The organism is Bradyrhizobium sp. BR 1433 (assembly GCF_051547665.1).
Taxonomy (GTDB): Bacteria; Pseudomonadota; Alphaproteobacteria; order Rhizobiales; family Xanthobacteraceae; genus Bradyrhizobium; species Bradyrhizobium australafricanum.
Genome location: NZ_JBPUGG010000001.1, coordinates 2,550,284 through 2,573,251, shown reverse-complemented (window position 1 = coordinate 2,573,251; position 22,968 = coordinate 2,550,284). Strand labels below are relative to the sequence as shown.

At 64.4% G+C, this 22,968-nt stretch carries 18 protein-coding genes and 4 pseudogenes; 17 read left to right on the top strand and 5 right to left on the bottom strand.

The window, feature by feature from the left end; genetic code table 11:
* Positions 1 to 101: 101 nt before the first annotated feature.
* From ACSKB9_RS12930 to ACSKB9_RS12900, 7 genes and pseudogenes are all read left to right on the top strand, one after another.
* Positions 102 to 668 carry a c-type cytochrome gene (locus ACSKB9_RS12930; RefSeq protein WP_253625784.1) on the top strand — a complete coding sequence of 189 codons (567 nt, stop codon included), beginning with the start codon at positions 102 to 104 and terminating at the stop codon, positions 666 to 668.
* A 71-nt stretch (positions 669 to 739) separates the two neighbouring features.
* Complete coding sequence (locus ACSKB9_RS12925; protein ID WP_438073550.1) at positions 740 to 2,131, top strand: amidase family protein; 1,392 nt, start codon at positions 740 to 742, stop codon at positions 2,129 to 2,131.
* Position 2,132: 1 nt separating this feature from the next.
* Positions 2,133 to 2,609, top strand: a complete 477-nt coding sequence (locus tag ACSKB9_RS12920; RefSeq protein WP_028332658.1) for a glutathione peroxidase — start codon at positions 2,133 to 2,135, stop codon at positions 2,607 to 2,609.
* Positions 2,606 to 2,866 (top strand): DUF3297 family protein, encoded by a 261-nt coding sequence (locus ACSKB9_RS12915; RefSeq protein ID WP_253625786.1) that lies wholly within the window; start codon positions 2,606 to 2,608, stop codon positions 2,864 to 2,866. Before ACSKB9_RS12920 ends, ACSKB9_RS12915 begins: the two co-directional genes overlap by 4 nt.
* Positions 2,867 to 2,979: 113 nt before the next feature.
* Positions 2,980 to 4,150, top strand: a pseudogene (locus ACSKB9_RS12910) (mandelate racemase/muconate lactonizing enzyme family protein).
* A 183-nt stretch (positions 4,151 to 4,333) separates the two neighbouring features.
* Positions 4,334 to 5,395, top strand: a complete 1,062-nt coding sequence (locus tag ACSKB9_RS12905) for a hypothetical protein (protein ID WP_438073548.1) — start codon at positions 4,334 to 4,336, stop codon at positions 5,393 to 5,395.
* Positions 5,396 to 5,694: 299 nt separating this feature from the next.
* Positions 5,695 to 7,974: a TonB-dependent receptor gene (locus ACSKB9_RS12900; RefSeq protein ID WP_438073546.1), complete on the top strand. Its 2,280-nt coding sequence runs from the start codon at positions 5,695 to 5,697 to the stop codon at positions 7,972 to 7,974.
* A 221-nt stretch (positions 7,975 to 8,195) separates the two neighbouring features.
* Here the strand turns inward: ACSKB9_RS12900 and ACSKB9_RS12895 are convergent, their stop codons facing one another.
* Positions 8,196 to 9,548 carry a malonyl-CoA decarboxylase gene (locus tag ACSKB9_RS12895; protein WP_438073545.1) on the bottom strand — a complete coding sequence of 451 codons (1,353 nt, stop codon included), beginning with the start codon at positions 9,546 to 9,548 and terminating at the stop codon, positions 8,196 to 8,198.
* A 163-nt stretch (positions 9,549 to 9,711) separates the two neighbouring features.
* A complete protein-coding gene (locus tag ACSKB9_RS12890) occupies positions 9,712 to 10,524 on the bottom strand; it encodes an AraC family transcriptional regulator (RefSeq protein WP_057015094.1) in 813 nt (270 codons plus the stop codon).
* A 74-nt stretch (positions 10,525 to 10,598) separates the two neighbouring features.
* Here ACSKB9_RS12890 and ACSKB9_RS12885 point away from each other — a divergent pair, with 74 nt between their 5' ends.
* From ACSKB9_RS12885 to ACSKB9_RS12860, 6 genes and pseudogenes are all read left to right on the top strand, one after another.
* On the top strand, positions 10,599 to 11,789 hold the full coding sequence (locus tag ACSKB9_RS12885) for an MFS transporter (protein WP_438073544.1): 1,191 nt from the start codon (positions 10,599 to 10,601) through the stop codon (positions 11,787 to 11,789).
* 207 nt (positions 11,790 to 11,996) lie between these two features.
* Positions 11,997 to 13,542 (top strand): annotated as a pseudogene (locus ACSKB9_RS12880) (SUMF1/EgtB/PvdO family nonheme iron enzyme).
* 37 nt (positions 13,543 to 13,579) lie between these two features.
* A complete protein-coding gene (locus ACSKB9_RS12875) occupies positions 13,580 to 14,005 on the top strand; it encodes a DUF4399 domain-containing protein (RefSeq protein WP_438073542.1) in 426 nt (141 codons plus the stop codon).
* 157 nt (positions 14,006 to 14,162) lie between these two features.
* Positions 14,163 to 14,910 (top strand): annotated as a pseudogene (locus ACSKB9_RS12870) (transporter substrate-binding domain-containing protein).
* Positions 14,911 to 15,312: 402 nt separating this feature from the next.
* Complete coding sequence (locus tag ACSKB9_RS12865; RefSeq protein WP_038382991.1) at positions 15,313 to 16,131, top strand: formate/nitrite transporter family protein; 819 nt, start codon at positions 15,313 to 15,315, stop codon at positions 16,129 to 16,131.
* A 60-nt stretch (positions 16,132 to 16,191) separates the two neighbouring features.
* Complete coding sequence (locus ACSKB9_RS12860; protein ID WP_438080180.1) at positions 16,192 to 17,928, top strand: protein kinase domain-containing protein; 1,737 nt, start codon at positions 16,192 to 16,194, stop codon at positions 17,926 to 17,928.
* A gap of 175 nt (positions 17,929 to 18,103) precedes the next feature.
* Here ACSKB9_RS12860 and ACSKB9_RS12855 read toward each other — a convergent pair.
* Both ACSKB9_RS12855 and ACSKB9_RS12850 read right to left on the bottom strand, forming a co-directional pair.
* Positions 18,104 to 18,889: pseudogene (locus ACSKB9_RS12855) on the bottom strand (substrate-binding domain-containing protein); the annotation flags it as partial.
* Between the two features lie 192 nt (positions 18,890 to 19,081).
* Positions 19,082 to 20,305 (bottom strand): polyhydroxyalkanoate depolymerase, encoded by a 1,224-nt coding sequence (locus ACSKB9_RS12850; RefSeq protein WP_438080178.1) that lies wholly within the window; start codon positions 20,303 to 20,305, stop codon positions 19,082 to 19,084.
* Between the two features lie 173 nt (positions 20,306 to 20,478).
* Here ACSKB9_RS12850 and ACSKB9_RS12845 point away from each other — a divergent pair, with 173 nt between their 5' ends.
* From ACSKB9_RS12845 to ACSKB9_RS12835, 3 genes are all read left to right on the top strand, one after another.
* Positions 20,479 to 21,135 (top strand): glutathione S-transferase, encoded by a 657-nt coding sequence (locus ACSKB9_RS12845; protein ID WP_438073539.1) that lies wholly within the window; start codon positions 20,479 to 20,481, stop codon positions 21,133 to 21,135.
* A 320-nt stretch (positions 21,136 to 21,455) separates the two neighbouring features.
* Positions 21,456 to 21,890, top strand: a complete 435-nt coding sequence (locus ACSKB9_RS12840; protein WP_057014914.1) for a cupin domain-containing protein — start codon at positions 21,456 to 21,458, stop codon at positions 21,888 to 21,890.
* Between the two features lie 31 nt (positions 21,891 to 21,921).
* Positions 21,922 to 22,059: a hypothetical protein gene (locus tag ACSKB9_RS12835; RefSeq protein ID WP_438073537.1), complete on the top strand. Its 138-nt coding sequence runs from the start codon at positions 21,922 to 21,924 to the stop codon at positions 22,057 to 22,059.
* 90 nt (positions 22,060 to 22,149) lie between these two features.
* Here ACSKB9_RS12835 and ACSKB9_RS12830 read toward each other — a convergent pair whose 3' ends face one another.
* Positions 22,150 to 22,374: a hypothetical protein gene (locus ACSKB9_RS12830; protein WP_438073536.1), complete on the bottom strand. Its 225-nt coding sequence runs from the start codon at positions 22,372 to 22,374 to the stop codon at positions 22,150 to 22,152.
* 194 nt (positions 22,375 to 22,568) lie between these two features.
* Between ACSKB9_RS12830 and ACSKB9_RS12825 the strand changes: the two genes are divergently transcribed.
* Positions 22,569 to 22,937, top strand: coding sequence for a hypothetical protein (locus tag ACSKB9_RS12825; protein ID WP_438073534.1), 369 nt, complete (start codon positions 22,569 to 22,571; stop codon positions 22,935 to 22,937).
* Positions 22,938 to 22,968 lie beyond the last annotated feature (31 nt).

Here is a 22,968-nt window from a genome sequence, read left to right as displayed (position 1 = left end):
CGTCATTCCGGGCTGGTGCGACAGCACCAGACCCGGAATCTCGAGATTCCGGGTTCGCCCTTCGGGCGCCCCGGAATGACACTGAAAGTCAGGAGCAGCCGATGCGTAAGTTCATGATCCCTGTGCTCCTGTTTGCATCCGCTCTTTCCGCAAATGCCGAGACCATCCAGGAGCGCGCCGCGGCGTGCTTCGCCTGCCATGGCGAGCATGGCACGTCCGAGACCGAGAACACGCCGTCGCTCGGCGGCCAGACGGCGCCCTATGCGTTGATCCAGCTCTTCATGTTCCGCGAAAAGCTGCGGGTGTTCGACCCGATGAACGAGATGGCGAAGCCGCTGACCGACGACGATTTGCGCAGCTTCTCGGATTTCATCGCGACCTTGCCGAAGCCCACGCCGCCCGCTGACGCCGGCGATCCGGCGCGGATGGCGCGGGGCCAGGCGCTGGCGCAGCAGAACCGCTGCAACAGCTGCCACAACACCGATTTCTCCGGCAAGGAGAATGTCCCGCGCATCGCCAACCAGCGCGAGGACTACCTCGCCAAGACGCTGGCCGAATACAAGGACAACAGCCGCCACGGCTATGACGCCACCATGGCCGACGTGATGCAGACGGTCACCAAGGAGCAGATCGGCGACCTTGCCTATTACATCGCGCACGTCCGCTGAAACATCAGGCGGCGGACCGCTGGCCATGTTCTCCGCGCGGCGCTAAAACGCAGCGTCACACGGAGTTGCACATGCAGGATATTTGGCGTCTGTCGGCGGCCGAGCTCGCCAGCCTCATCAAATCGAAGAAGGTGTCGGCGAAGGAGGCAGCGGAGGCGGGGCTCGCCCGGCTCGACGCGGTCAACCCGAAGCTCAACGCGGTGGTCGATCACCGGCCGGACGACGTGCTGGCGCAGGCGGCCAAGGTCGATGCGGCCATTGCGCGCGGCGAGGCGGTCGGGCCGCTCGCCGGCGTGCCAATCACCATCAAGGTCAATGTCGACCAGGAGGGCTACGCCACCACCAACGGGCTGAAGGCGCAGCGCGACGTCATCGCCAGGGTCGACAACCCGGTGGTCGCCAATCTGCGCAAGGCGGGCGCGGTGCTGCTCGGCCGCACCAATTGTCCGGCGGTCTCCTATCGCTGGTTCACCACCAACCTCATTCACGGCGACACCAAGAACCCGCGCGATCCCGGCATCACCCCGGGCGGCTCGTCCGGCGGCGCCGGTTCGGCGGTCGCGGCCGGCATCGGCCACATCGCTCACGGCACCGATATCGCCGGCTCGGTGCGCTATCCGGCCTATGCCTGCGGCGTGCACGGCCTGCGGCCAAGCATGGGCCGTATCCCGGCCTTCAATTCGGCTTTGCCGGAGCGACCGATCGGCCCGCAGATCAGCGCGGTGTCGGGCCCGCTGGCGCGCACCGTCAACGATCTTCGCATCTCGCTCGCGGCGATGTCGGCGCCGGACTATCGCGACCCCTGGTACGCGCCGGTGCCGCTCGAGGGCCCGCCGCGCGAGAAGCGCGTTGCGATGTGCCTCAATCCGGATGGTCTCGATCCGGTGCCGGAAGTGGTCGCCGCGGTGGCCGATGCCGGCAAGCGCTTGCAGAAGGCCGGCTGGATCGTCGAGGAAATTGCAAACACGCCGTCCTTGCGCGAGGCGGCCGAGATCCAGACCCGGCTCTGGCTCGGCGACGGTTACGAGGCCCAGCTCGCCTTCGCCGAGCGCGAGGGCGATCCCGGCGCACTGGCCTGTCTGCGCGGCGTCCGCGCCCGGGTGCATCCCTTCGACCTGTCGCAGGCGCTGACCCGCCGCGCGACCTTGACGCGCGAATGGTTCGCCTTCTTCGAGAAATATCCGGTGCTGCTGATGCCGGTGTCCGGCGAGCTGCCGTTCCCCGACCATCTCGACCGCAAGGACGAGGCGTCGTTCGCGCGGGTGTGGCACGCGCAGCTGCCGCAGATTGCGATCCCGTTCATGGGGCTTCCCGGGCTCGTGGTCTCCACCGGTCTCGTGGGACGGATCCCGGTCGGCGTGCAACTGGTGGCCGGACGCTACCGCGAGGATCTCTGCCTTGCCGCTGGTGAAGCGGTCGAGGCCGGCGGCACGCCGTCGTCGCCGATCGATCCGGTCAATTGAGATGGCGACGGTTTACGATTTCACCGCCAAGTCGCTCGCCGGCGACGACGTGCCGCTGCAGCGGTTCGAGGGCCAGGTGCTGCTGATCGTGAACACGGCGAGCGCCTGCGGGTTCACGCCGCAATACAAGGGCCTGCAGGAGCTGCACGCCGGCCTCTCGCCGCGCGGCTTTGCCGTGCTCGGCTTTCCCTGCAACCAGTTCGGCGCGCAGGAGCCGGGCGATGCGAAGCAGATCGCCGCGTTCTGCGAGACCAACTACGCCGTGACGTTTCCGATGTTCGCCAAGATCGACGTCAATGGCTCAGGTGCGCATCCATTGTACGAACACCTGAAACGTGAGAAGTCGGGCCTGCTCGGGCCCGCGATCAAATGGAACTTCACCAAGTTCCTGGTTGATCGCGCCGGCAAGGTCGTGGCGCGGCATGCGCCGACCGCCCGGCCCGAAGGATTGAGGAAGGACATCGAGGCGCTGCTATGAGCGACGACAACGACACCAACGACCAATTCCCCGACCGCCTCTCGGTCGATCCGAACAGCCCGTACTACAATGCGGATATTCTCGCCCGCGATGTCGGCATCCGATTCAAGGGTGTCGAGAAGACCAATGTCGAGGAGTACTGCATCAGCGAAGGCTGGGTCCGCGTCACCGCTGGTAATGCCAAGGACCGTTACGGCAATCCGCTGACCATCAAGGTGCACGGGCCGGTCGAGCCGTATTTCCGGGACAAGACGTAGCAACCGTCATTCCGGGATGGTCCGAAGGACCAGACCCGGAATCTCGAGATTCCGGGTTCGATGCTTCGCATCGCCCCGGAATGACGTGCCTAACAAATTGCGAAAGCAGCGCCATGTCCGTCCGTATCGTCGACGTCCGCGAGGTGACCAAGCCGATCTCCTCGCCGATCCGCAACGCCTATATCGACTTCACCAAGATGACCTCGAGCCTGGTCGCCGTGGTCACCGACGTGGTGCGCGACGGCAAGCGGGTGGTCGGCTACGGCTTCAATTCCAATGGCCGTTATGGGCAGGGCGGTCTGATCCGCGAGCGCTTTGCGCCGCGCCTCAAGGAAGCCGATCCGAAATCGCTGCTCGATGCCGATGGCGGCAATCTCGATCCGGACAAGGTCTGGTCGACGCTGATGTCGAACGAGAAGCCGGGCGGCCATGGCGAGCGCTCGGTCGCGGTCGGCACTATCGACATGGCGGTGTGGGACGCGGTGGCGAAGATCGCGGGCAAGCCGCTGTTCCGGCTGCTCGCCGAGCGCCACGGGCTATCAGCCAATCCGCGCGTGTTCGTCTACGCAGCCGGCGGCTATTACTATCCCGGCAAGGACCTCGGCGCGTTGCGCAAGGAGATGCGCGGCTATCTCGATCGCGGCTACAACGTCGTGAAGATGAAGATCGGCGGCGCGCCGCTCGGCGAGGACCGCGAGCGCATCGAGGCGGTGCTGAAGGAGATTGGCAGCGCGGCGCAGCTTGCGGTCGACGCCAACGGCCGCTTCGATCTGGAGACCGCGATCGCCTACGCCAAGGTGCTGCGTGAGTATCCGCTGTTCTGGTACGAGGAAGCGGGCGATCCGCTCGACTACGCGCTGCAGGCCGCGCTGGCCGAGTTCTATCCCGGCCCGATGGCGACCGGCGAGAACCTGTTCAGCCACCAGGACGCGCGGAACCTGATCCGCTACGGCGGCATGCGGCCGGACCGCGACTGGCTGGCAGTTCGATTGCGCGCTGTCCTACGGGCTCTGCGAGTATCAGCGCACGCTCGAGGTGCTGAAGACCCACGGCTGGTCGCCGAGCCGCTGCATCCCACATGGCGGCCACCAGATGTCGCTCAACATCGCGGCCGGCCTCGGCCTCGGCGGCAATGAGAGCTACCCCGACCTGTTCCAGCCCTATGGCGGGTTCCCGGACGGCGTGCGCGTCGAGGGTGGCCACATCGTGATGCCTGACCTTCCGGGCATCGGCTTCGAGGGCAAATCCGATCTCTACAAGGAGATGAAGGCGCTGGCGGACTAAGTCCGGCCAGCGAGTGCCGATCCGCTGGGCGCGGGGTGGGCACGAGCTTGCTCGCAAAATATTGTGAGCATCGCTCAAGAAATTATTGAACGTTGCTCATTTCTGGATATACTCATGAGAACAGGGCGTCTTTGTCCCGGATGATCGGGAGCAGGCGCGAAAACCGGCCGTGAGGATAGCCGCATGCCATATTCAGCCAAGGATCTCCGGGACGCCGCCAATGCCGGAGTGATCAGCCCGGCCGATCTGGAACGGTTGCTCGCTTTCCTGGCGAGCAGCGCCGGGCAGGGGCCGGCGGGCGATGCAAGTCCCGCCGCCAAATTCGATGCCGCGCATGTGCTCTGGTACGCCGGCGCGCTCATCGTGATCGGTGCCATGGGCCTGTTCTCCACCCTGGCCTTCACCCAGCTGGGCGGCCGCGCGCTCACGGCCTGCGCGATCGCCTATGCCGTCGGGTTCAGCGTGGCGGGTCACCACCTCTGGCATGACAAGAATTTGCGGGTTCCCGGCGGCCTGCTGATCGCGATCGCGGTCTCGATGGCGCCGCTCGCGGTCTACGGCATCCAGGACGAGCTTGGCTGGTGGGGCAAGTTCGGCAAGCCGGGAACCGTGCAGGACTTCTACGTCTGGGTGAAGGGCAGCTGGATCTTCATGGAGATCGCGACCGTCGCCGCCGGCGTCGTGGCGCTGCGCTACTACCGCTTCGCCTTCATCGTCGCGATCATCTCGGTCGCGCTGTGGTTCATGTCGATGGACCTGGCGCCGTGGTTCAGCGGCATGGCTCACGCCGATTTCGAGATGCGCCGCAGGGTATCGATCTGGTTCGGGCTTGCCGTGCTCGCGGTGGCCTGGATCGTGGACTATCGCAGCCGCAACGGCGACTTTGCGTTCTGGCTGCATCTGTTCGGCTTGATGGCGTTCTGGGGCGGAATTAGCGCGTCCGAGGGCTCAACCGAATTGAGCAAGGCAGTGTACTGCCTGCTCAATGTCGGCCTGATCGTGATCGCCGTGATCCTGATGCGGCGCGCCTATGCGGTGTTCGGCGCCTTCGGCATCTGCCTCTATCTCGGCCATCTCGCCGACGTCGTGTTCAAGGACTCGCTGTGGTTTCCGTTCTCGCTGTCGCTGATCGGCATTGCCGTGATCGCCGCAGGCCTGCTCTACCATCGCAACGAGCGTGCGATTACCGGCTGGATCGACGCGCATCTGCCGGCGGGGCTGCGGCCGCGGTCCGCAACCGCATGACCGCGACGTCCTGATCGTTTTAGACCGCTACAATCTGGAATCGCTACAAGAAGTGCGGCGCGCAAGCGCCGCTCTTCGTTTCCAGGCGCAAATCCGGAAGCCGACAGAAACCATTCGCATCCTTGACTTTTCCAACCCTGCGCTCGCCGCGAGGTGTATCCGCGTCCATTCGTCGCGATTTTATTCCGTCGTCACGCAAAAATTTTCTCGCGCCCGTCGTCTGGACGCACAGCGCCTCACCTCACTAGAGGACGGCGCATCGCCTTCAGCGAAGGCGAGAGTTGCTTGGGGACGACGTCATGACATCAAGAACACAAGCCCATCGTCGCACTGTCTTGCTTGCGCTGCTCACGGCGAGCTATCTCGCGCTGAGCGTTCCGCTCGCAACATCTGCCGCACAGGCGCAATCGGCGCCGTCGCAGGCCGGCGCCTCGTCGCTGCCGCCGGTGACCGTCACCCCGCCGGCCACGCAACGTCGCCGCGCACCGTCGACATCGCGCAGCACCGCCGCGGCACGAGGCCGCCGCACCCAGTCGGCACGGCGGATCACGCCCGCGGCGGCGGCAAAACCCTTCGCGGAATCGCAGGACGCCCGCACCGGCACATCGGGCTATTTCGCCAACAGCACGTCGGTTGCGACCAGGACCAACACCGCAATCGTCAACATCCCGCAATCGCTCAACGTGATCACGCGGGAGCAGATCCGCGACCAGAACTACCAGGGCCTCACCGACGTCACCCGCTATGTCCCCGGCGTTGCCGTGCACCAGGGCGAGGGCAATCGCGACGAGCTCGTGATCCGTGGCGTCGATTCCAGCGCCAACTTCTTCGTCAACGGCTTTCGTGATGACGTGCAGTATTTCCGCGACATGTACAACGCCCAGAGCATCGAGGTGCTGAAGGGGCCGAGCGCGCTGACCTTCGGCCGCGGCGCCGGTGGCGGCCTGCTCAACCGCACCCTGAAGGAAGCCGACGGCAACCGCGTCTACGAGGCGACGGCGCAGACCGGCTCATGGGGCGATCGCCGCGTCAGCCTCGATGCCGGACAGGCGATCAACGACAACGTCGCAGCAAGGCTCAACGTGTTCTACGAGGGTGCCGATGCCTTCCGCGATTTCAATCATCTGGAGCGCTACGGCATCAATCCAACGGTAACGCTGAAGCCCGACGACAACACCAAAATCAAACTGAGCTACGAATATTTCCACGACGATCGCACCGCCGATCGCGGCAATCCCTCGCAGGGGCTGCCGGGTGGCGCGACCCGCTTCAATCCGACGACGCCGTTCGCGCCGAACGGCGACTTCTCGACCTTCTTCGGCAGCCCAAGCCTGAACACCGCGCAGGCGACGGTGCAGACCGGCATGGCCATCATCGAGCACGATTTCGAGAACGGGCTGACGGTGCGCAACGGCACCATCGCCGCCGACTACCAGAAATTCTATCAGAACGTCTATCCGACCGGCGGTCCGTTCGCCGGCGCGGTCAATCCTGCCGACACCGCGGTCAATCTCGGCGCCTATCAGCACACGACGAACCGCGACAACGTCTTCAACCAGACCGATTTCACCTACAAGACCTGGACCGGGCCGCTGTTCCACACCGTCGGCTTCGGCACCGAGTTAGGCCGGCAGACCGGCGTCGACATCCGCAACACCGGCGTGTTCCCGAACGGCACCAACACCATCGTGCAGAACCCGTTCGCGCCGACCTATTTCGGTCCGGTGACGTTCCTTCACCACTTCACCGGCACCAATAGCGACGGCGTCACCACGCCCGATTCGAACAGCCGCTACGCGCTGAACATCCAGTCCGGCTATCTCAGGGACACGATCGAGATTTCGCGCGCCGTGCAGATCATCGCCGGCGCGCGGTTCGATCGCTACGACATGTCGGCCACCGACATGAACACCAACATCAACCGCAATCGCGTCGACAATCTGGTGTCGCCGCAAGGCGCGCTGGTCATCAAGCCGATCGATTCGATGTCGGTCTATACCGCCTACAGCGTCTCCTTCCTGCCGGCCTCGGGCGATCAGTTCAGCGCGCTGAACGACGGCACGCTGATCCTGCAGCCGCAGCGCTTCGAGAATGTCGAGCTCGGCATGAAGTGGAACATCAACCCGAAGCTGTTGTTCTCGACTGCGGTCTACAATCTGAACCGCACCAACCAGCCGATCGCCGACGGTAACAATCCCGGCTTCTTCTTTCCCTCCGGCAGCACGCTCACGCGAGGCGTCGAGGCGAGCCTGACCGGCTATGTCACCGAGCAGTGGCAGTCGTCGCTGGCCTATGCCTACACCGACGCGAAGATCACCGGCGCGACCTCGGCGACCGTCGTACCCGGCAACCGCGTCCAGCTGGTGCCGTACAATCAGTTTGCCTGGTGGAACAAGTATCAGTTCACGCCGATGTGGGCGGCCGCGCTCGGCGTGATCTATTTCGGCGATTCCTTCGCCTCGTCCGACGACACGGTGCGGCTGCCGGGCTTCGTGCGCTTCGATGCGGCGATCTATGCCAAGATCGACGAGACCTGGAGCGCCCAGCTCAACGTCGAGAACATCTTCGACAAGGGTTAATGGGCGTCGGCTGACGGCAACAACAATATCTCGCCGGGACAGGGCCGCACGGTAAGGCTGATGGCGCGGGCGAGGTTTTAGCTTTCACCGTCATGCCCGGGCTTGTCCCGGGCATCCACGTCTTTGCCGCGGTCTACAAGAAAGACGTGGATGGCCGGGACAAGCCCGGCCATGACAACGGTAGAGAGGTGTGCTCGCAATAACGTGGATAGAGCGCCGTCCTACCCCAACCGCATGTCCAGCAGCCGCCGGCCTTCGCCCTTCAGCAGCTTCTTCACCGCGCTCGAGGCGATGACCTCGCCATTGTTGGCGTAGGCCTCGTGGTTCTTCTCGATGTCGTCGAGGCGGTAGAGGTAGTTGACCATGATGCCGGCGGATTCGCGCAGGCCCTTGGGTGAGAGGTCGCCGAGCCAGTTGATCCGTTCCAGCCGTGCGCCGTTGCCGAGATGGAAGCGCGCGACCGAATCGATCAGTCGTCCCTTCGGGGTGCGCGCCTTCAGGAAATAGTAGGCGGCAAGCGGCTCCAGCACGGCGCGCAGCTGGGTGGCGAGCTCGGCGTTCTCGAACCAGTCGGGCTTGCCGAGGCTTTCCAGCAGCTGGCGGTCCTCCTCCGTGAGCGGCACGTCGTCGGCCTGCTTGACCCACTGCATGAAGCCCGGCACCGGCGACAGCGTCACGAAGTTGTCGAGCTTCGGCAATTCGCGGCGCAGCTCCTCGACCACCTGCTTGATCAGGAAGCTGCCGAAGGAGATGCCGCCAAGGCCGCGCTGGGTGTTGGAGATTGAATAGAACACCGCGGTGCGGGCGCGCTCGACCGGCACCGGCTCGCGCTCTTCGGCCAGCAGCGGCGCGATTGCGCCCGGGATGGCTTCCGTGAGCGCGACCTCGACGAAGATCAGCGGCTCGTCGGCCAGCGCCGGATGGAAAAAGGCGTAACAGCGGCGATCGATCGGATCGATGCGGCGGCGCAGATCGTCCCAATCGCGGATCTCGTGCACGGCCTCATAACGGATGATCTTCTCCAGAATATTGGCCGGAGACGACCAGTCTATCCTGCGCAGCACGAGGAATCCCCTGTTGAACCAGGACGAGAGCAGATGCACCACGTCGCGATCGAGCGCGGCAAGGTCCTTGTTGCCCTTCATCAATGAAAGCAGATCCGAGCGGATCGACACCAGCTCGCCGGTGCCGCCCGGCGCGCGATCGAGCCGGCGGATCAATTCCTGGCGGCGCGGCTCGGAGGCGAAATGCAGGTCGCTCGCGTCATCGCCATTGGCCTTGGCGCGCCAGCTTTCGATCGCCTGCGCCAGCTTGGCGTGATCGGGGCCAAAATCGCGGGCCAGCGTCTGGAAGAACGACAGCCGCCCGGCGGCATCGAGATGATGGTAGCGGTCGAGCACTTCGCGCGCCATCGCGGTGCCGGAGGCTTCGCCGCGGCCGGAAAGCAGCGCCTCGCACAATTCCAGCAGTTCGGAAGCATCCTGCTTGTCGTTGGCCGGGCTGGCGCGGCCGAGCAGGACGCGGCCGCGTTCGGAAATCGTCGAGAGCAGATCGGAGAAGAAGGCATTGGCCATGAGCAGGTCGTATCCAGCAGGTCGTATCCAATGAAGCCGGACCTTACACGGGATTTAAGGTCGCGAGCACAGCAATCAAGCGCATGGATCGTACGGAAATATGTCGCAGCGCGACAGCGGTATAATTCGTCGTCGCTGCGCCGCGCCCGGTGACAAACCCGGTTCACGTTTTCTCGCACGTTTTCTCCGCGAACGCGGTCGGTGTCTTGCCGGTAACCTGGCGGAACGCGTGGGAAAATGCCGGTACGCTGGCATAGCCGAGGTCGGAGGCGACCTGCTTGACCGAAACATTCGCGCTGCTCGACAGGCGCTCGATCGCGGCCGCGATGCGGGCGCGCTGGCACCAGCTCTTGAACGAGAGCTGCGTTTCCGCCGAGAACAGCCGCGACAGCGTCCGCGCCGAGGTGCCGACGGTGCGCGCCAGCGCATCGATGTCGTGGTCCTGCGTCGGATCGGCCAGCACGAGGTCGGCGGCGCGGCGGCAGCGCGGCTCCTGCGGCAACGGGATGAAGGTCGCGGAGTCCTCGGCCTGGTGCAGCTCCAGCATCACGAGGCGGATCAACAGATCGGTGCGCTCGCGTCCGCATGAGGCGTCGAACAGCGCGAGGATCGCCTGGTGCACCAGCGGCGACACCCGCACCACGAATTCGTGGTCGAGGCTGTCACTGCGCTTTTCGCGCGCGAGCCAGGCCTGGTCGAAATACAGCGTGCGCATCTCGATGTCGGCAAGCACGTCGATCGCGTGCGGGAGCAGGGCAGGGACCCACACCGCGCGGTCCGGCGGCACCAGCCAGCGCCCCTTCGGCGTCGTCACCTGCATGGTGCCGCTGGCGGCATAGACCAGCTGTGCCTCGCGGTGCATGTGCGGGTCGAGCCGGACGCCCTTGCGGTAGCTGCGCGCCACCAGATGCACGCCGTCCCCGGTGACGCGCCGGTCCTGGTGGAGGGCTCTTATTGGCGGCTCAGCGATAGTCATTGGCGACATCCCGTCAGGACAAGCACCTATAACCTATTTTCGAGCAATTGAAGAATCGCGTGAGAGACGTGCCGATGAACGGTCCAAGCAACAGTCCCAGCCGGGTGATCACCTTCGTCAACGCCGCCCATTTCATCGATCACTACGCGATGCTGATTTTCGCCGCCGCCGTCATCATCATGGGTCCGGCGCTCGACATGGCCTATTCGGAACTCCTGCCCTATGCGACCCCGGGCTTCATCGCCTTCGGCGCCGGCTCGCTGGTCACGGGCTGGCTCGGCGACCGCTGGAGCCGCCGCCACATGATGGTGATCTTCTTTGTCGGCATCGGCCTGTCGATGATCTCGGTCGGCTTCGTGCAGACACCGCTGCAGCTCGGCGCCGCACTGCTGGCGATCGGCGTCTTCGCCTCGATCTATCATCCGGTCGGCACCGCGATGATCGTGTCCTATGCCGAGAAGCTCGGCGCCCAGATGGGGATCAACGGCGTCTGGGGCAATCTCGGCGTTGCCTCGTCGGCGCTGGTCACCGGCGTGATCGGCCAGTATCTCGGCTGGCGCTGGGCCTTCATCGTGCCCGGCACGGTCACCGTGCTGATCGGCATCGCCTTTGCGATGACGGTGGTGCATGAGGACCGCAAGGGCTCCAGGCAGGCCGCAGCACAGGTGCGGGTCGCCAAGGAGGACATGTGGCGGGTGGTGCTGTCGCTCCTGATCGTGGTGATCGCGATCTCCACCACCTTCAACGCGGTGACGGTGGCGCTGCCGAAGCTGTTCGCCGAGCGGCTCGCCGACCTGACCAAGAGCCCGGCGCTGCTCGGCGTGATCGCAGCGGGGGTCTATGTGTTCGGCGCGATGACGCAGTACACCATCGGCAAGCTGCTCGACAGATATTCGCTGAAGACGGTGGCGCTGCCGCTGTCGTTCCTGCTGGCGCCGTTCCTTTATCTGGCGGCGAGCCTAAACAACCTGCCGCTGATCGTGGTCTCGATCGGCATCGTGATGGGTGCGTTCGGCCAGGTCACGGTGAACGATGCCATGGTCGGCAAGTACACCACCGAGGAATGGCGCTCGCGCGCCTATGCGGTGCGCTATTTCGTCGGCTTCACCGCGGCCGGCGCGTCCGTCGGCCTGGTGGCCTGGCTGTACGACCAGGGCGGCTTCTCGATGATGCTGCGCGCGTTCGCGGCGCTGTGCCTGCTGGCGATCGCGGCCGCGATCATCCTGCCGCGCGAGATCCGCACCCCGGCCACGCAGGCGGGCTGACGCAGGGGCGGTTTTGCCGCCCGTTTGTCGTTGCGACGAGGGTGCCCGCCCGACCGGTGGGCGGCTCGGCCGACGGCGGACAACCGTGACATGGTCACGCTTCGCGAACTTTGTTCCGACCCGCAGGTGTGGTAGGTTCAAGCGGGCCTCGGGGACGAAGGCGCCGGTTGCGCCTTGAGCACGTCTTTGCGGAGCAGCCGGAGCGCCATGGGAGAAATTCGCGACTTCAAGTCAGGCCGGTCACAGCCCGACAATACACAGCCTCCCGGCGATTCAATGCCGCGGCGCCTCGCGGCGATCGTAGCGGGCGATATCGCCGGCTACAGCCGGTTGATGCAGCTCGATGAAGAAGGCACGCATACGCGCGTCAAGCGGACCCTGCGCGATCTGATCGAGCCAACGATTGCCGAGCACCACGGCAAGCTGGTCAAGACCACCGGCGACGGCTTTATCGCGATGTTCGACAGTCCGGTCGAGGCCGTCCGTTGCAGCATCGTGATCCAGCAGAACATGATCGGCCGCAACGCGGCGATCGCGAGAGATCACTGGATCGAGTACCGGATCGGCGTCAACCTCGGCGACGTCATCATCGAGCCCGACGACATCTATGGCGACGGCGTCAACGTGGCCTCTCGTCTGGAAGGGATCGCGGCGCCGGGTGATGTCTTCATCTCCGGCGGCATCTACGAGCAGATCAAGCACAAGATGGTCTGCGGATACGAATCGCTCGGCGACCGCAAGGTCAAGAACATCACCGATCCGGTCCGGGTTTATCGTGTGCTGCCGGACGCCGCTGCGTACCAAAGGACGCGCAGGCGCCGCGAGTCCGTCCTGCTCACGCTGCTCGGATTGGCGGTCGCGATCATCGCGGGGGGCGTGCTGTGGTATTTGCTGGCGCTACCGCGCGGCAAGCCGGCCGACGTGGCACAGGCGCCTCCGTCACCGACGGCATCGCCTGCCGTCCAGCCGCCGGCACCAAGCCCGGCTCCGACCCAAACCGCAAGTCCGACCCCGGCGGCACCGACGCAGCAAGCGTCGCCTCAACCCGCGCCCTCCGCGAGCCCCACCCCGGACCTGCCGGAGCCCGAACTGGTCTCGCTTCAAGCCGGCAGCTTCTCGATGGGAAGCAATGACGATCCTTCCGAGCGGCCGATCCGCCGGGTGACGGTCAAGCCCTTCGCCATGGGCAAATATCCGGTCACGGTCCGCGAATGGAACGCCTGCGCGGCGGCCAAGGCCTGCGGCTTCACGGCCAGCGGCAAGGACGACGTTCCGGTCACCAATGTGAGCTGGAGCGATGCGAAGCAATATGTGACCTGGCTCGCCGAGCGCACCAAGAAGCCCTACCGGCTTCCGAGCGAAGCCGAGTGGGAATATGCGGCGCGCGGTGGAACGCAATCGAAGTACTGGTGGGGTGACCAGATGCAATCGGGCCACGCCGGATGCAAGGATTGCGGCGGCGACAGTTCGGCCGAGCAGCCGGTCAAGGTCGGCAGCTACAAGCCGAATCCGCTCGGCCTCTACGACATGGGCGGCGGGGTCGATCAATGGGTCGAGGATTGCTGGCACAGGAATTACCAGGGCGCGCCGACCGACGGTGCGGTCTGGTCCGGCGGCGACTGCGCCTCCCATGTCATCCGCTCCGGCTCGTGGAAGAATGACGCACGCTGATGTGCGTCCGGCCAATCGCGATAATTACGACACCAATGTTCGTTATCCGACCCACGGTTTCCGGGTCGCGCTGTCTCCCTGAGCGATCATCCCTGATCGCCAGGCTTCATGGAGGGGCTATGAAACGTGCAGGCTTGATCATGCTCGCCGCGGCGCTGACGCTGTTCGCGGCTCCGGCCGACGCGCAGAACAAGCCGGCCGGCAAGGACACCAAGCTGTATTTCATCTGGCCACGCGACGGCGCCAAGCTCAAAAGCCCGTTCTGGTGCCGCTTTGGGCTGCGCAACATGGGCGTCACCCATGCCGGCGACGACTACCCGAACAGCGGCCATCACCACCTTCTGATCGACGTGAATGAGCCGTTGAATGCGAATGAGCCGATTCCGTCGGACAAGTCTCATCTGCACTTCGGTGCGGGCCAGACCGAGACGCAGCTCGATCTGGCGCCCGGCAAGCACACCCTGCAGTTGGTGCTGGGCGACGCCAAGCACTATCCATTCAGCCCGCCGGTCGTCTCCGAAAAAATCACCATCCGCGTGAGATAGGCCGATACGGATAGCTCCCTTGCGAGAACCGGCGCTTGCACAAGGCCGCGCCGTGCGGTTTGTTGCGCGCCTGCCGGACAGCAAGATTCGGTGTGGAGGACGTCCGATGTCGTCTCGACTGCTGCGTCTGGCTGGCTTCGTTCTGGGAGTGATTGTCATGGCCACATCAGCGGATGCCGACGCCTTGAAGGATCAGATCGCGCCGACCGGAAAGCTCCGGGTCGCGATCGCGATCAGCCCGGCCGGCGGCGCGTTCTGGTCGACCAAGACCGAGAACGGCTATGCGGGCGTTCCCGTCGACCTCGGCCGCGAGATGGCGGCGCAACTCGGCATCCCCGTCGAATATGTCGTGCATCAGAATTCCGGCCAGATCACCGACGCGGCGGCGAAGAGCACCTGGGACATCACCTTCCTGCCCAGGGATCCCGAGCGCGAGACCAAGATGACGTTCGGGCCGATCTATGAGGTTGCCGACGCCACCTATATCGTCAAGCCCGGCTCGACGATCACGAATTTCGCCACGCTCGACCAGGACGGCGTCAAGGTGGCCGCAGTCAATGCCACCACCACGATGCGCGGCGCGATCGCCCATCTCAAGCACGCCAAGGTCACGGGCTATCAGACCTACGACGAGATCTTCAATCTGCTGAAAAGCGGCGAGATCGACGCCTTCGCATTGTCGCGCGATCAGCTCAACGCGATGGCCAAGAAGATCCCGGGCACGCGCGTGCTGGACGAGACCTTCAAGCAGACCGTCACCCGCGGTCGCGGTGCCGCTCAACCATCCGCTCGCCGCGGCCTTCGCCACCAGGTTCATGACGGAGGCGATCGCCAACGGCACGCTGCGCAAGGCCTACGACAACAACGGGCTGAAGGGCGCGCCGGTCCGCACCGAGGTGAAGTAAGCCGGCGCATCGGCAGGCTTGCACGGGGACGCGGCGATCCGCGGCCGGGCTCCGCATTTTTTTCGTGGGCGACATCTGTGCAGGCTGCATAAATCCGCGCCATCGCGCCGGCCGGTTCCTCTACGGGTCGGCTAAGTCATTGCATTAACGGAGGTTTCGTGCCCGGTGCCGGTGGCTCCGATTGGCATATGCATTGCTTTTGGTTGAATCAGTCAATGACGACTGCCGTCCTCCGGATTGCCGAGGCCAATGCTGGCCGAGGCGAGGGGATCAAGGCGCCCGGCCCGGGCGTCTCGAGCAATCGTTGACCCCCCATCTCCCGGACGAACGAGCATTTCAACCAACCCGCGTCGCTTCCGGCAGGCAACCGGCGCGGCCGGATTGCGCAAGAGGATTTTACGAATGGCCTATCTCGCTCCGTCCGAATTCGTCACCAAGATGGTGGATGCCGGCGAATCCAAGATCTTCATGTCGACCCGCGACACCGTGATCCGCGCCTATATGGCCGGCGCGATCCTCGCGCTGGCGGCATGGTTCGCCGTGACGATCAACGTCAATACGGGTCAGCCGCTTGTCGGAGCATTGCTGTTTCCGGTCGGCTTCGTCATGCTCTATCTGCTGGGCTTCGATCTATTGACCGGCGTGTTCGTGCTCTCGCCGCTTGCGCTGCTCGACAAGCGTCCCGGCGTCACGCTTGGTGGCGTGCTGCGCAACTGGGGTCTCGTGTTCATCGGCAATTTCGGAGGCGCGCTCACCGTGGCGTTCATGATGGCGTTCGTGACGACGTTCGGCTTCACGCAGGAGCCCGACAAGGTCGGCATGACCATCGGCAACATCGGCGAGGGCCGAACGCTGGGCTACGCGGCGCATGGCGCGGCGGGCATGGCCACGCTGTTCATCCGCGGCATGCTGTGCAACTGGATGGTCTCGACCGGCGTCGTCGGCGCGATGATTTCCACGACGGTGCCCGGCAAGGTGATCGCGATGTGGATGCCGATCCTGGTGTTCTTCTACATGGTGTTCGAGCATTCGGTGGTGAACATGTTCCTGTTCCCGTCCGGACTGATGCTGCATGCGAAGTTTTCCATCATGGATTACCTGATCTGGAACGAGATCCCGACCGTGCTCGGCAACCTCGCCGGCGGCCTCGCCTTCACCGGGCTCACGCTCTACACCACGCATGTGAAGACGGCGCCGAAGCGCCAGCGCCTCGCGGCTTGATCCTCGACGACTTATGGGGCTCTCCTGTCGCGGAGGGCCCCATTGGCTTTGGGACGGTCGATGCCGCGCGCGCTGAAAATATCGGTCGGGCAATTCTCTGATCAGGGCCGCAAGGACGCCAATCAGGACTTCCACGGCGCCTTGATCCCCGACGAGCCGCTGCTCGGCCTGAAGGGCATCACGGTGGTGCTTGCCGACGGCATCTCCTCGAGCAGCGTCGGCCGCATCGCCGCCGAGTCCGCGGTCAAGAGCTTCCTGACCGACTACTACTGCACCTCGGAATCCTGGTCGGTGAAGACCTCGGTGCAGCGGGTGCTGGAGGCGACCAATTCGTGGCTGCACGCGCAGACAAGGCGGAGCCAGAATCCCTACGACAAGGACAAGGGTTACGTCTGCACGCTGAGCGCCCTGGTCGTCCGGTCGACCACGGCGCATCTGTTCCACGTCGGCGACTCCAGGATCTACCGCGTCGCCGGCAACAGCCTCGAGCAACTGACCAACGACCACCGCGTCGTGATCTCCTCGCAGCAGAGCTATCTCGGCCGCGCGCTCGGCGTGAACCCGCAGCTCGAGATCGACTACCAGGCTCTCCCGCTGGAGCGCGGCGACATCTTCCTGCTGGTGACCGACGGGATCTACGAGCATGTTCCGGCGCGGCAGCTCGCGAAGACGATCAAAGACGGTGCCGCGGCTCTCGATGCTGCGGCGAAATCGATCGTCGAGCAGGCCTATGAGAGCGGCAGCCCGGACAATCTCACCGTGCAGATCGTCCGGATCGACGATTTGCCCGACGGCGATGCCGGCGAGGTGTTCGGCCAGCCGACCGAACTGCCGCTGCCGCCGCTGCTCGACGCACGGATGCTGTTCGACGGCTATCGCATCGTGCGCGAGCTCCACGCATCGCACCGCAGCCACATCTATCTCGCGGTCGATGAGGACAGCGCCACCACGGTCACGATCAAGATCCCCTCGATCGACCTGCGCGACGATCCGGCCTATCTGAAGCGTTTCATGATGGAAGAATGGGTCGCCCGGCGGATCGACAGCCCGCATGTGCTGAAGCCGTTTTTGCCGCAGCGCAAGCGCAATTTCCTTTACGTCACGATGGAATATATCGACGGTCAGACCCTGACGCAGTGGATCACGGACAATCCAGCGCCGTCGCTGGAGACGGTACGCGGCATCACCGAGCAAATTGCAAAAGGGCTGCGCGCCTTCCACCGCAAGGAGATGCTGCACCAGGACGTCAGGCCCGACAACATCATGATCGACAGGACTGGCACGGTGAAGATCATCGATTTCGGCTCGACGCGGATCGCTGGTGTCGCCGAGGCAGTGCCGGCGGGCGTCGAGGACATCCTGGGCACCCAGCAATACACCGCGCCGGAATATTTCCTCGGTGAGGGCGGCACCGCGCGCTCCGACCTGTTCTCGCTCGGTGTCGTCACCTACCAGATGCTGACGGGACGCTTGCCCTATGGCGCGCAGATCGCGCGGGCCCGGACACGATCCGACTTCAACCGGCTGGTCTACCGTCCGGCCGCGCATCGCGGGCGCGAGATCCCGGGCTGGGTCGACGGCGCGCTGGAGCGCGCCGTGCATGCCAACCCGCTCAAGCGCTATGAGAGCTTTTCGGAGTTCCTGTTCGACCTGCGCAATCCCAACGCAAAATATCTGACGACGTCATCGACCCCGCTGATCGAGCGCAATCCGGTGCTGTTCTGGAAGTCGACCACGCTGCTGCTGGCGCTGGTCGTGGTGCTGCTGCTCGCCTACGGCGCGCATCATTGGCGGTAGTGTATCTAGTCGCCATCTAGTCCCGTCACCCTGAGGAGCCCGCACTTGCGGGCGTCTCGAAGGGTCGACGGCCACCAGCCGGGCCGTGCATCCTTCGAGACGCCCGCAAGTGCGGGCTCCTCAGGATGACGGGGAGGGAGTAGAACGGGGAGAGAGTCGGACGCCGCGAACGCGTCCCACCCGCCGTAATCGGATCGAGGCCGCTCTTCACCAGCGCGTCGCGCGCGTCCGGCGAGGCGAGGAAGCTGATCAGCGCCTTGCCGGCCTCACGCTCCTTTGCAGCCGTCGCGATCCCGGCGGAAAATACCGTGATCTTCTGCAACGGCTCCGGCAGCGGACCGACGATGTCGATGCCGGCGACCGGCTTCAGCTCGGAGATCTGCTGCAGGCCGATCTCGGCCTCGCCCTTGGCCACGATCTCGCCGACCGGCGTCGCCGGGATCATCCGCGCCTTGTCCTTCATCTGATCGGCGATGCCGAGCTTTGCGAACATCTCGGTCGAGACATAGACGCCGCTGGCGCTGTCGGAATAGGCGACCGATTTTGCCGAAAGCAGCGCCTGCTTGACGCTGTCGGCCGAGCCGATGTCCGGCCTCCGTGCGCCGGACTTGACCGCGATGCCGATCGGCGACTTCACGAGGTCGACGCGGCTGTCGGCCAGCACCTTGCTCTGCTTGATGAGATCGCCGAGCGCATAGCCGACCATGATCAGCACGTCGGCCGGCTCGCCGCGCTCCAGCCGCACCGGAATGGCGTTCGTGGTGGTGCCCATCGACGGCCCGAAGGCGGTCACCACCTTGTGCCCGGTCTTGCGCTCGAACTCCGGCACCAGCGCCTTGTAGGCCGCCGTCAGTCCGCCCGAGATCATGACATGGACTTCGGCGGCGGATACGGCTGAGGTGAAGGCGAGGGCGCCGATGACGGCGAGCGTGAGGGCACGGAAGGCAGTCGGCGCGCGCATGGAGTTTCTCCTGGACGATTCTTGGGAAGCGGGTCGTCGTGGCCGGGAGACTATAGCGCGAGTCGATGCGTGGCTAGCCGCCACCCGTCATTGCGAGGAGCGTAGCGACGAAGCAATCCACCTTTCCGCCCATGTGGAACGATGGATTGCTTCGCTTCGCTCGCAATGACGGGAAAGATCGTTGCCGATCCGTCACGAATTCACATGCACGAAATCGCGCAGCAGCGGGTAGATCTCGTTGTTCCAGCGCTTGCCGGAAAACACGCCGTAATGGCCGACGCCGGCCTGCATGTGATGCACCTTGCGATAGGTGCGGACTCCGGTGCAGAGGTCCTGCGCGGCGAGCGTCTGGCCGATCGAGCAGATGTCGTCCTTCTCGCCTTCCACCGTCATCAACCCCATGCGCCGGATCGCCGCCGGATTCACCGGGCGGCCGCGATGCATCAGCATGCCCTGCGGCAACAGATGCTCCTGAAACACATCGCGCACCGTCTCGATGTAAAACTCCGCCGGCAAATCCATGACAGCAAAATATTCGTCGTAGAAGGTCTTGATCACCTCGGCCTTCGCGGTCTCGCCCTTGGCAAGATGGTCGGCGAGGTCGATATGCTGCTTGATGTGACGCTCCAGATTCATCGACACGAACGCCGTGAGCTGCACGAAGCCGGGATACACCTGACGCAACGCGCCCTTGCACTGCATGGGCACGTAGTTGATCAGATTATCCTCGAACCATTTGATCGGCTTGCTCTTGGCGAATTCGTTCACCTTGGTCGGCTGGATCCGCGTGTCGATCGGCCCGGCCATCAGGGTGAGCGAGGCCGGCCGCGCCGGATGATTGTCCTCCGACATGATCGCGGCGGCGGCGAGCGCCGACACCGAGGGCTGGCAGATCGCCACCATATGCGCGCGCGGGCCGAGCTGGCCGAGGAAGTCGATCAGATGGTCGGTGTAGTCCTCGAGCCCGAAGCGGCCCTTGCTGCGCGGGATGTCGCGCGGATTGTGCCAGTCGGTGATGTAGACGTCATGGTCCTGCAGCAGCGTTTTTACGGTGCCTCGCAGCAACGTGGCAAAATGCCCGGACATCGGCGCCACCAAGAGCAGCCGCGGCTGCTCCGGGCCGTCCACCTTCCTGAAATGCAGCAGCGAGCCGAACGGCGTCGCATAGGCAACCTCCTCGGTCACCTGCAATTCCCTGTTGCCGACCGTCACGCTGCCGATGCCATAAGGGGGCCGCGCGTAGGTCAGGCTGGAGCGCGAGATCAGCTCGAGCGCAGCCGCGAGCCGGCCATACATCCGGTCAGCGGCGCCCTGCGGCACCAGATTGAGGTATTTCAGCGCCGCTGCAGCCCCGGTCCGCCATGGCGCCGTGAGGTCCATGTGGTTCTGATAGGCTTGGTACATCATTGACATCATACGCATCCACCCGTGGCCTGGCTTGCCATGCAATATCGACGCCAGAGGCGGGCCGGCCGCCCAGCAAATTGGCACGTGGCTTGCTGCAAAAGCTGATGGCTCCGGATGCGCGGCGGCTGAACCGGCGCGCGATATCCGGGAGCTGAGGACGCGTTCAGGCGTGAGGGACCGATATGGCGAAAGCGACACTCACCATCAGCAGCAAGAATTACTCCTCCTGGTCGTTGCGCGGCTGGCTGCTGACGAAATTCGCCGGGCTGGAGTTCGAGGAGGTGGTCACCGCGCCCGACGATCCGTCGGCCCGCGCCGAGCTGCTGCTGCTGTCGTCCTCGATCCTGGTGCCCTGCCTGCGCCACGACGGTGCGACGGTCTGGGATACGCTCGCGATCGGCGAGTATCTCAACGAGATCATGCCGCATGCCGGGCTGTTGCCGGAAGATCGGATTCAGCGCGCGCATTGCCGCTCGATCTCGGGCGAAATCCATTCCGGCTTCACCACGCTGCGCTCGTCGCTGCCGGTCAATCTCAAGGGCCATTTCCCCGGCTTCAAGATCTGGTCGCGGGCGCAGGCCGACATCGATCGCGTCTGCACCATCTGGCGCGACTGCCTCGGCGCATCGGGCGGGCCGTTCCTGTTCGGCGAACGCCGCACCATGGCGGACGCGATGTATGCGCCGGTCGTGACCCGCTTCATGACCTATGACGTCAAGCTCGAGCCTGCGCTTGCGGTGTATGCCAGCACCATCATGACGATGCCCGAGATGCAGGAATGGATCGAGGCCGCGAAGGCGGAGCCGGCCGACGTCGAGGAGCTCGAGGTCGAATATTAGGCAGCGCCCGGCCCGGCCTGCCTGCATCGGCGGCTCAAGCACGAGGCAAGCCTTGCTCAATGGACGTGCCGCCGGCGTCGGGCACCGGCATGCGCGCCGGACCCGCGCGACAGCCACTGAGGCGCAAATTCGTGCCTCGCTCCAAATGCTTCTGCGGCGATATCAGCGCATGGCGAGACGGTTCGCCGCAGCCCAACCCGGCTGGCAAGGATTTCGCATGGCAATGACCGAGCTGTGACCGCGACGATGCGACGCTGCCGAAAATTTGGACGCCGAGCCGCGCCGCGATCTCGCGAACACGAGAACCGTGGAGGCTTGAAATGAACCAGCACGCCGTCGTCAGCAAATTCTCCCACGTCAAACCCGGTGACACCGAGTTCAAGGGCGGAGGTCTGCGCGACTTCTTCCTGTATCGCGATCTCGGCATCGCCGATGCCACCAGCGGGCAGGTGATCTGCCACCTGGTCAAGGCCAATCCCGATATGCCGCCGGAGCAGGGCACCGGCTGGCACAAGCATCTGTGCGATTTTCAGATCGTCATCATGACCAAGGGCTGGGCGCGCTTCATGTACGAGGACAAGGAGACGCTGGTCGAGGCCGGCGACGTCATCCATCAGCGTCCCGGCATCACCCACTACCTGTTCGATTACTCGAAGGACATGGAATACCTCGAGATCGTCAGCCCAGCCGATTTCAAGACTGTGGATGTGCCGCCGGCGACCGAAGCGGTGCCGCCGATCACGCCGTGGAAATGATCGCCCGGGCGGACAGAGAGGAGGGATCGCGATGTCGTCTGCGGAAGAGTTAACCTTCGTTATCGGCCGCTGGCTGCGGCCGATCGTCATGCTTCTGTATGTGGTGCGCAGCCTCGGGCTGATGACCACATCTAGCCGTGAACAACGCGGTACGCTGCTCGATCAGTGATTCGGACGCGGTTCGTTCCACCCGCGTTCCAAATCTTAAGACACGGTGCGCGCGCGTCGCGTTTTGAAACAGCGCGCACCGATGCCGGCCTCAGGCCATGCCCGCCTGCTTCTCGCGCGGCATCCGCCAGGCGATGACGTTGGCTTCCAGCGCGCCGCCGGTGTTGTCATTGCGCCACTGGCCGTTGACGAAGCGGCAGGCGAACGGCAGCTGATACGTTCCGCTATGATCCTCACAAAGTACTTCCACGCGCTGTTCCGGCGCAGGTTCGCCATTGCCGTCGAATTGCGCCATCCGTTTTTCGCGCGTTGCCATGCGATCTGTCTCCACTGCCCAAGGTCGAGCCAAAAGGGATCGAACCAAACAAGTTCCGAAGGCCCCCGTCCCCACGAGTAGTCCCGTAATGGGTGAAGCACACCGCTTGAATGCGGTTTCAGTGTGGTATGTCTGCCTTGCTTTCAGCGTCGCGAGCACAAAACTGTGAATGACGCATTTGCCTGGAGACGTCGATGATTGCTCGTTTTGTTCTCGCCTTGCTGGCACCGCTCGCACTTGGCGTCGTCGGAACCGCGCATGCGCAGGACGTTCCCGGCATCGAGATCTGCACCGTCGAGAAAACCATGGAGCGGCGCACCAGCTGTCTGCAGAGCAATGTCGATTTCCTGCAGAAGACGATCAACAAGCTCACATCGGATCATCAACAGAAGCTCGATGCCGCCAACCGGCAGATCGTGAGCTTGCAAAGTTCGGTCGCGAACTTGCAGAAGCTCGTCACCGATCTGCAAACCGCGCAGGTCAAGCTGACCGAGGACCTGAAGAAAAAAGCCGACGCGTCGCCGGCGAAGGATGCCGCGCCCGCCAAGGACGGGACGAAGTAGGAAATCATCATTGCGAGCCACCCGGTCGGCG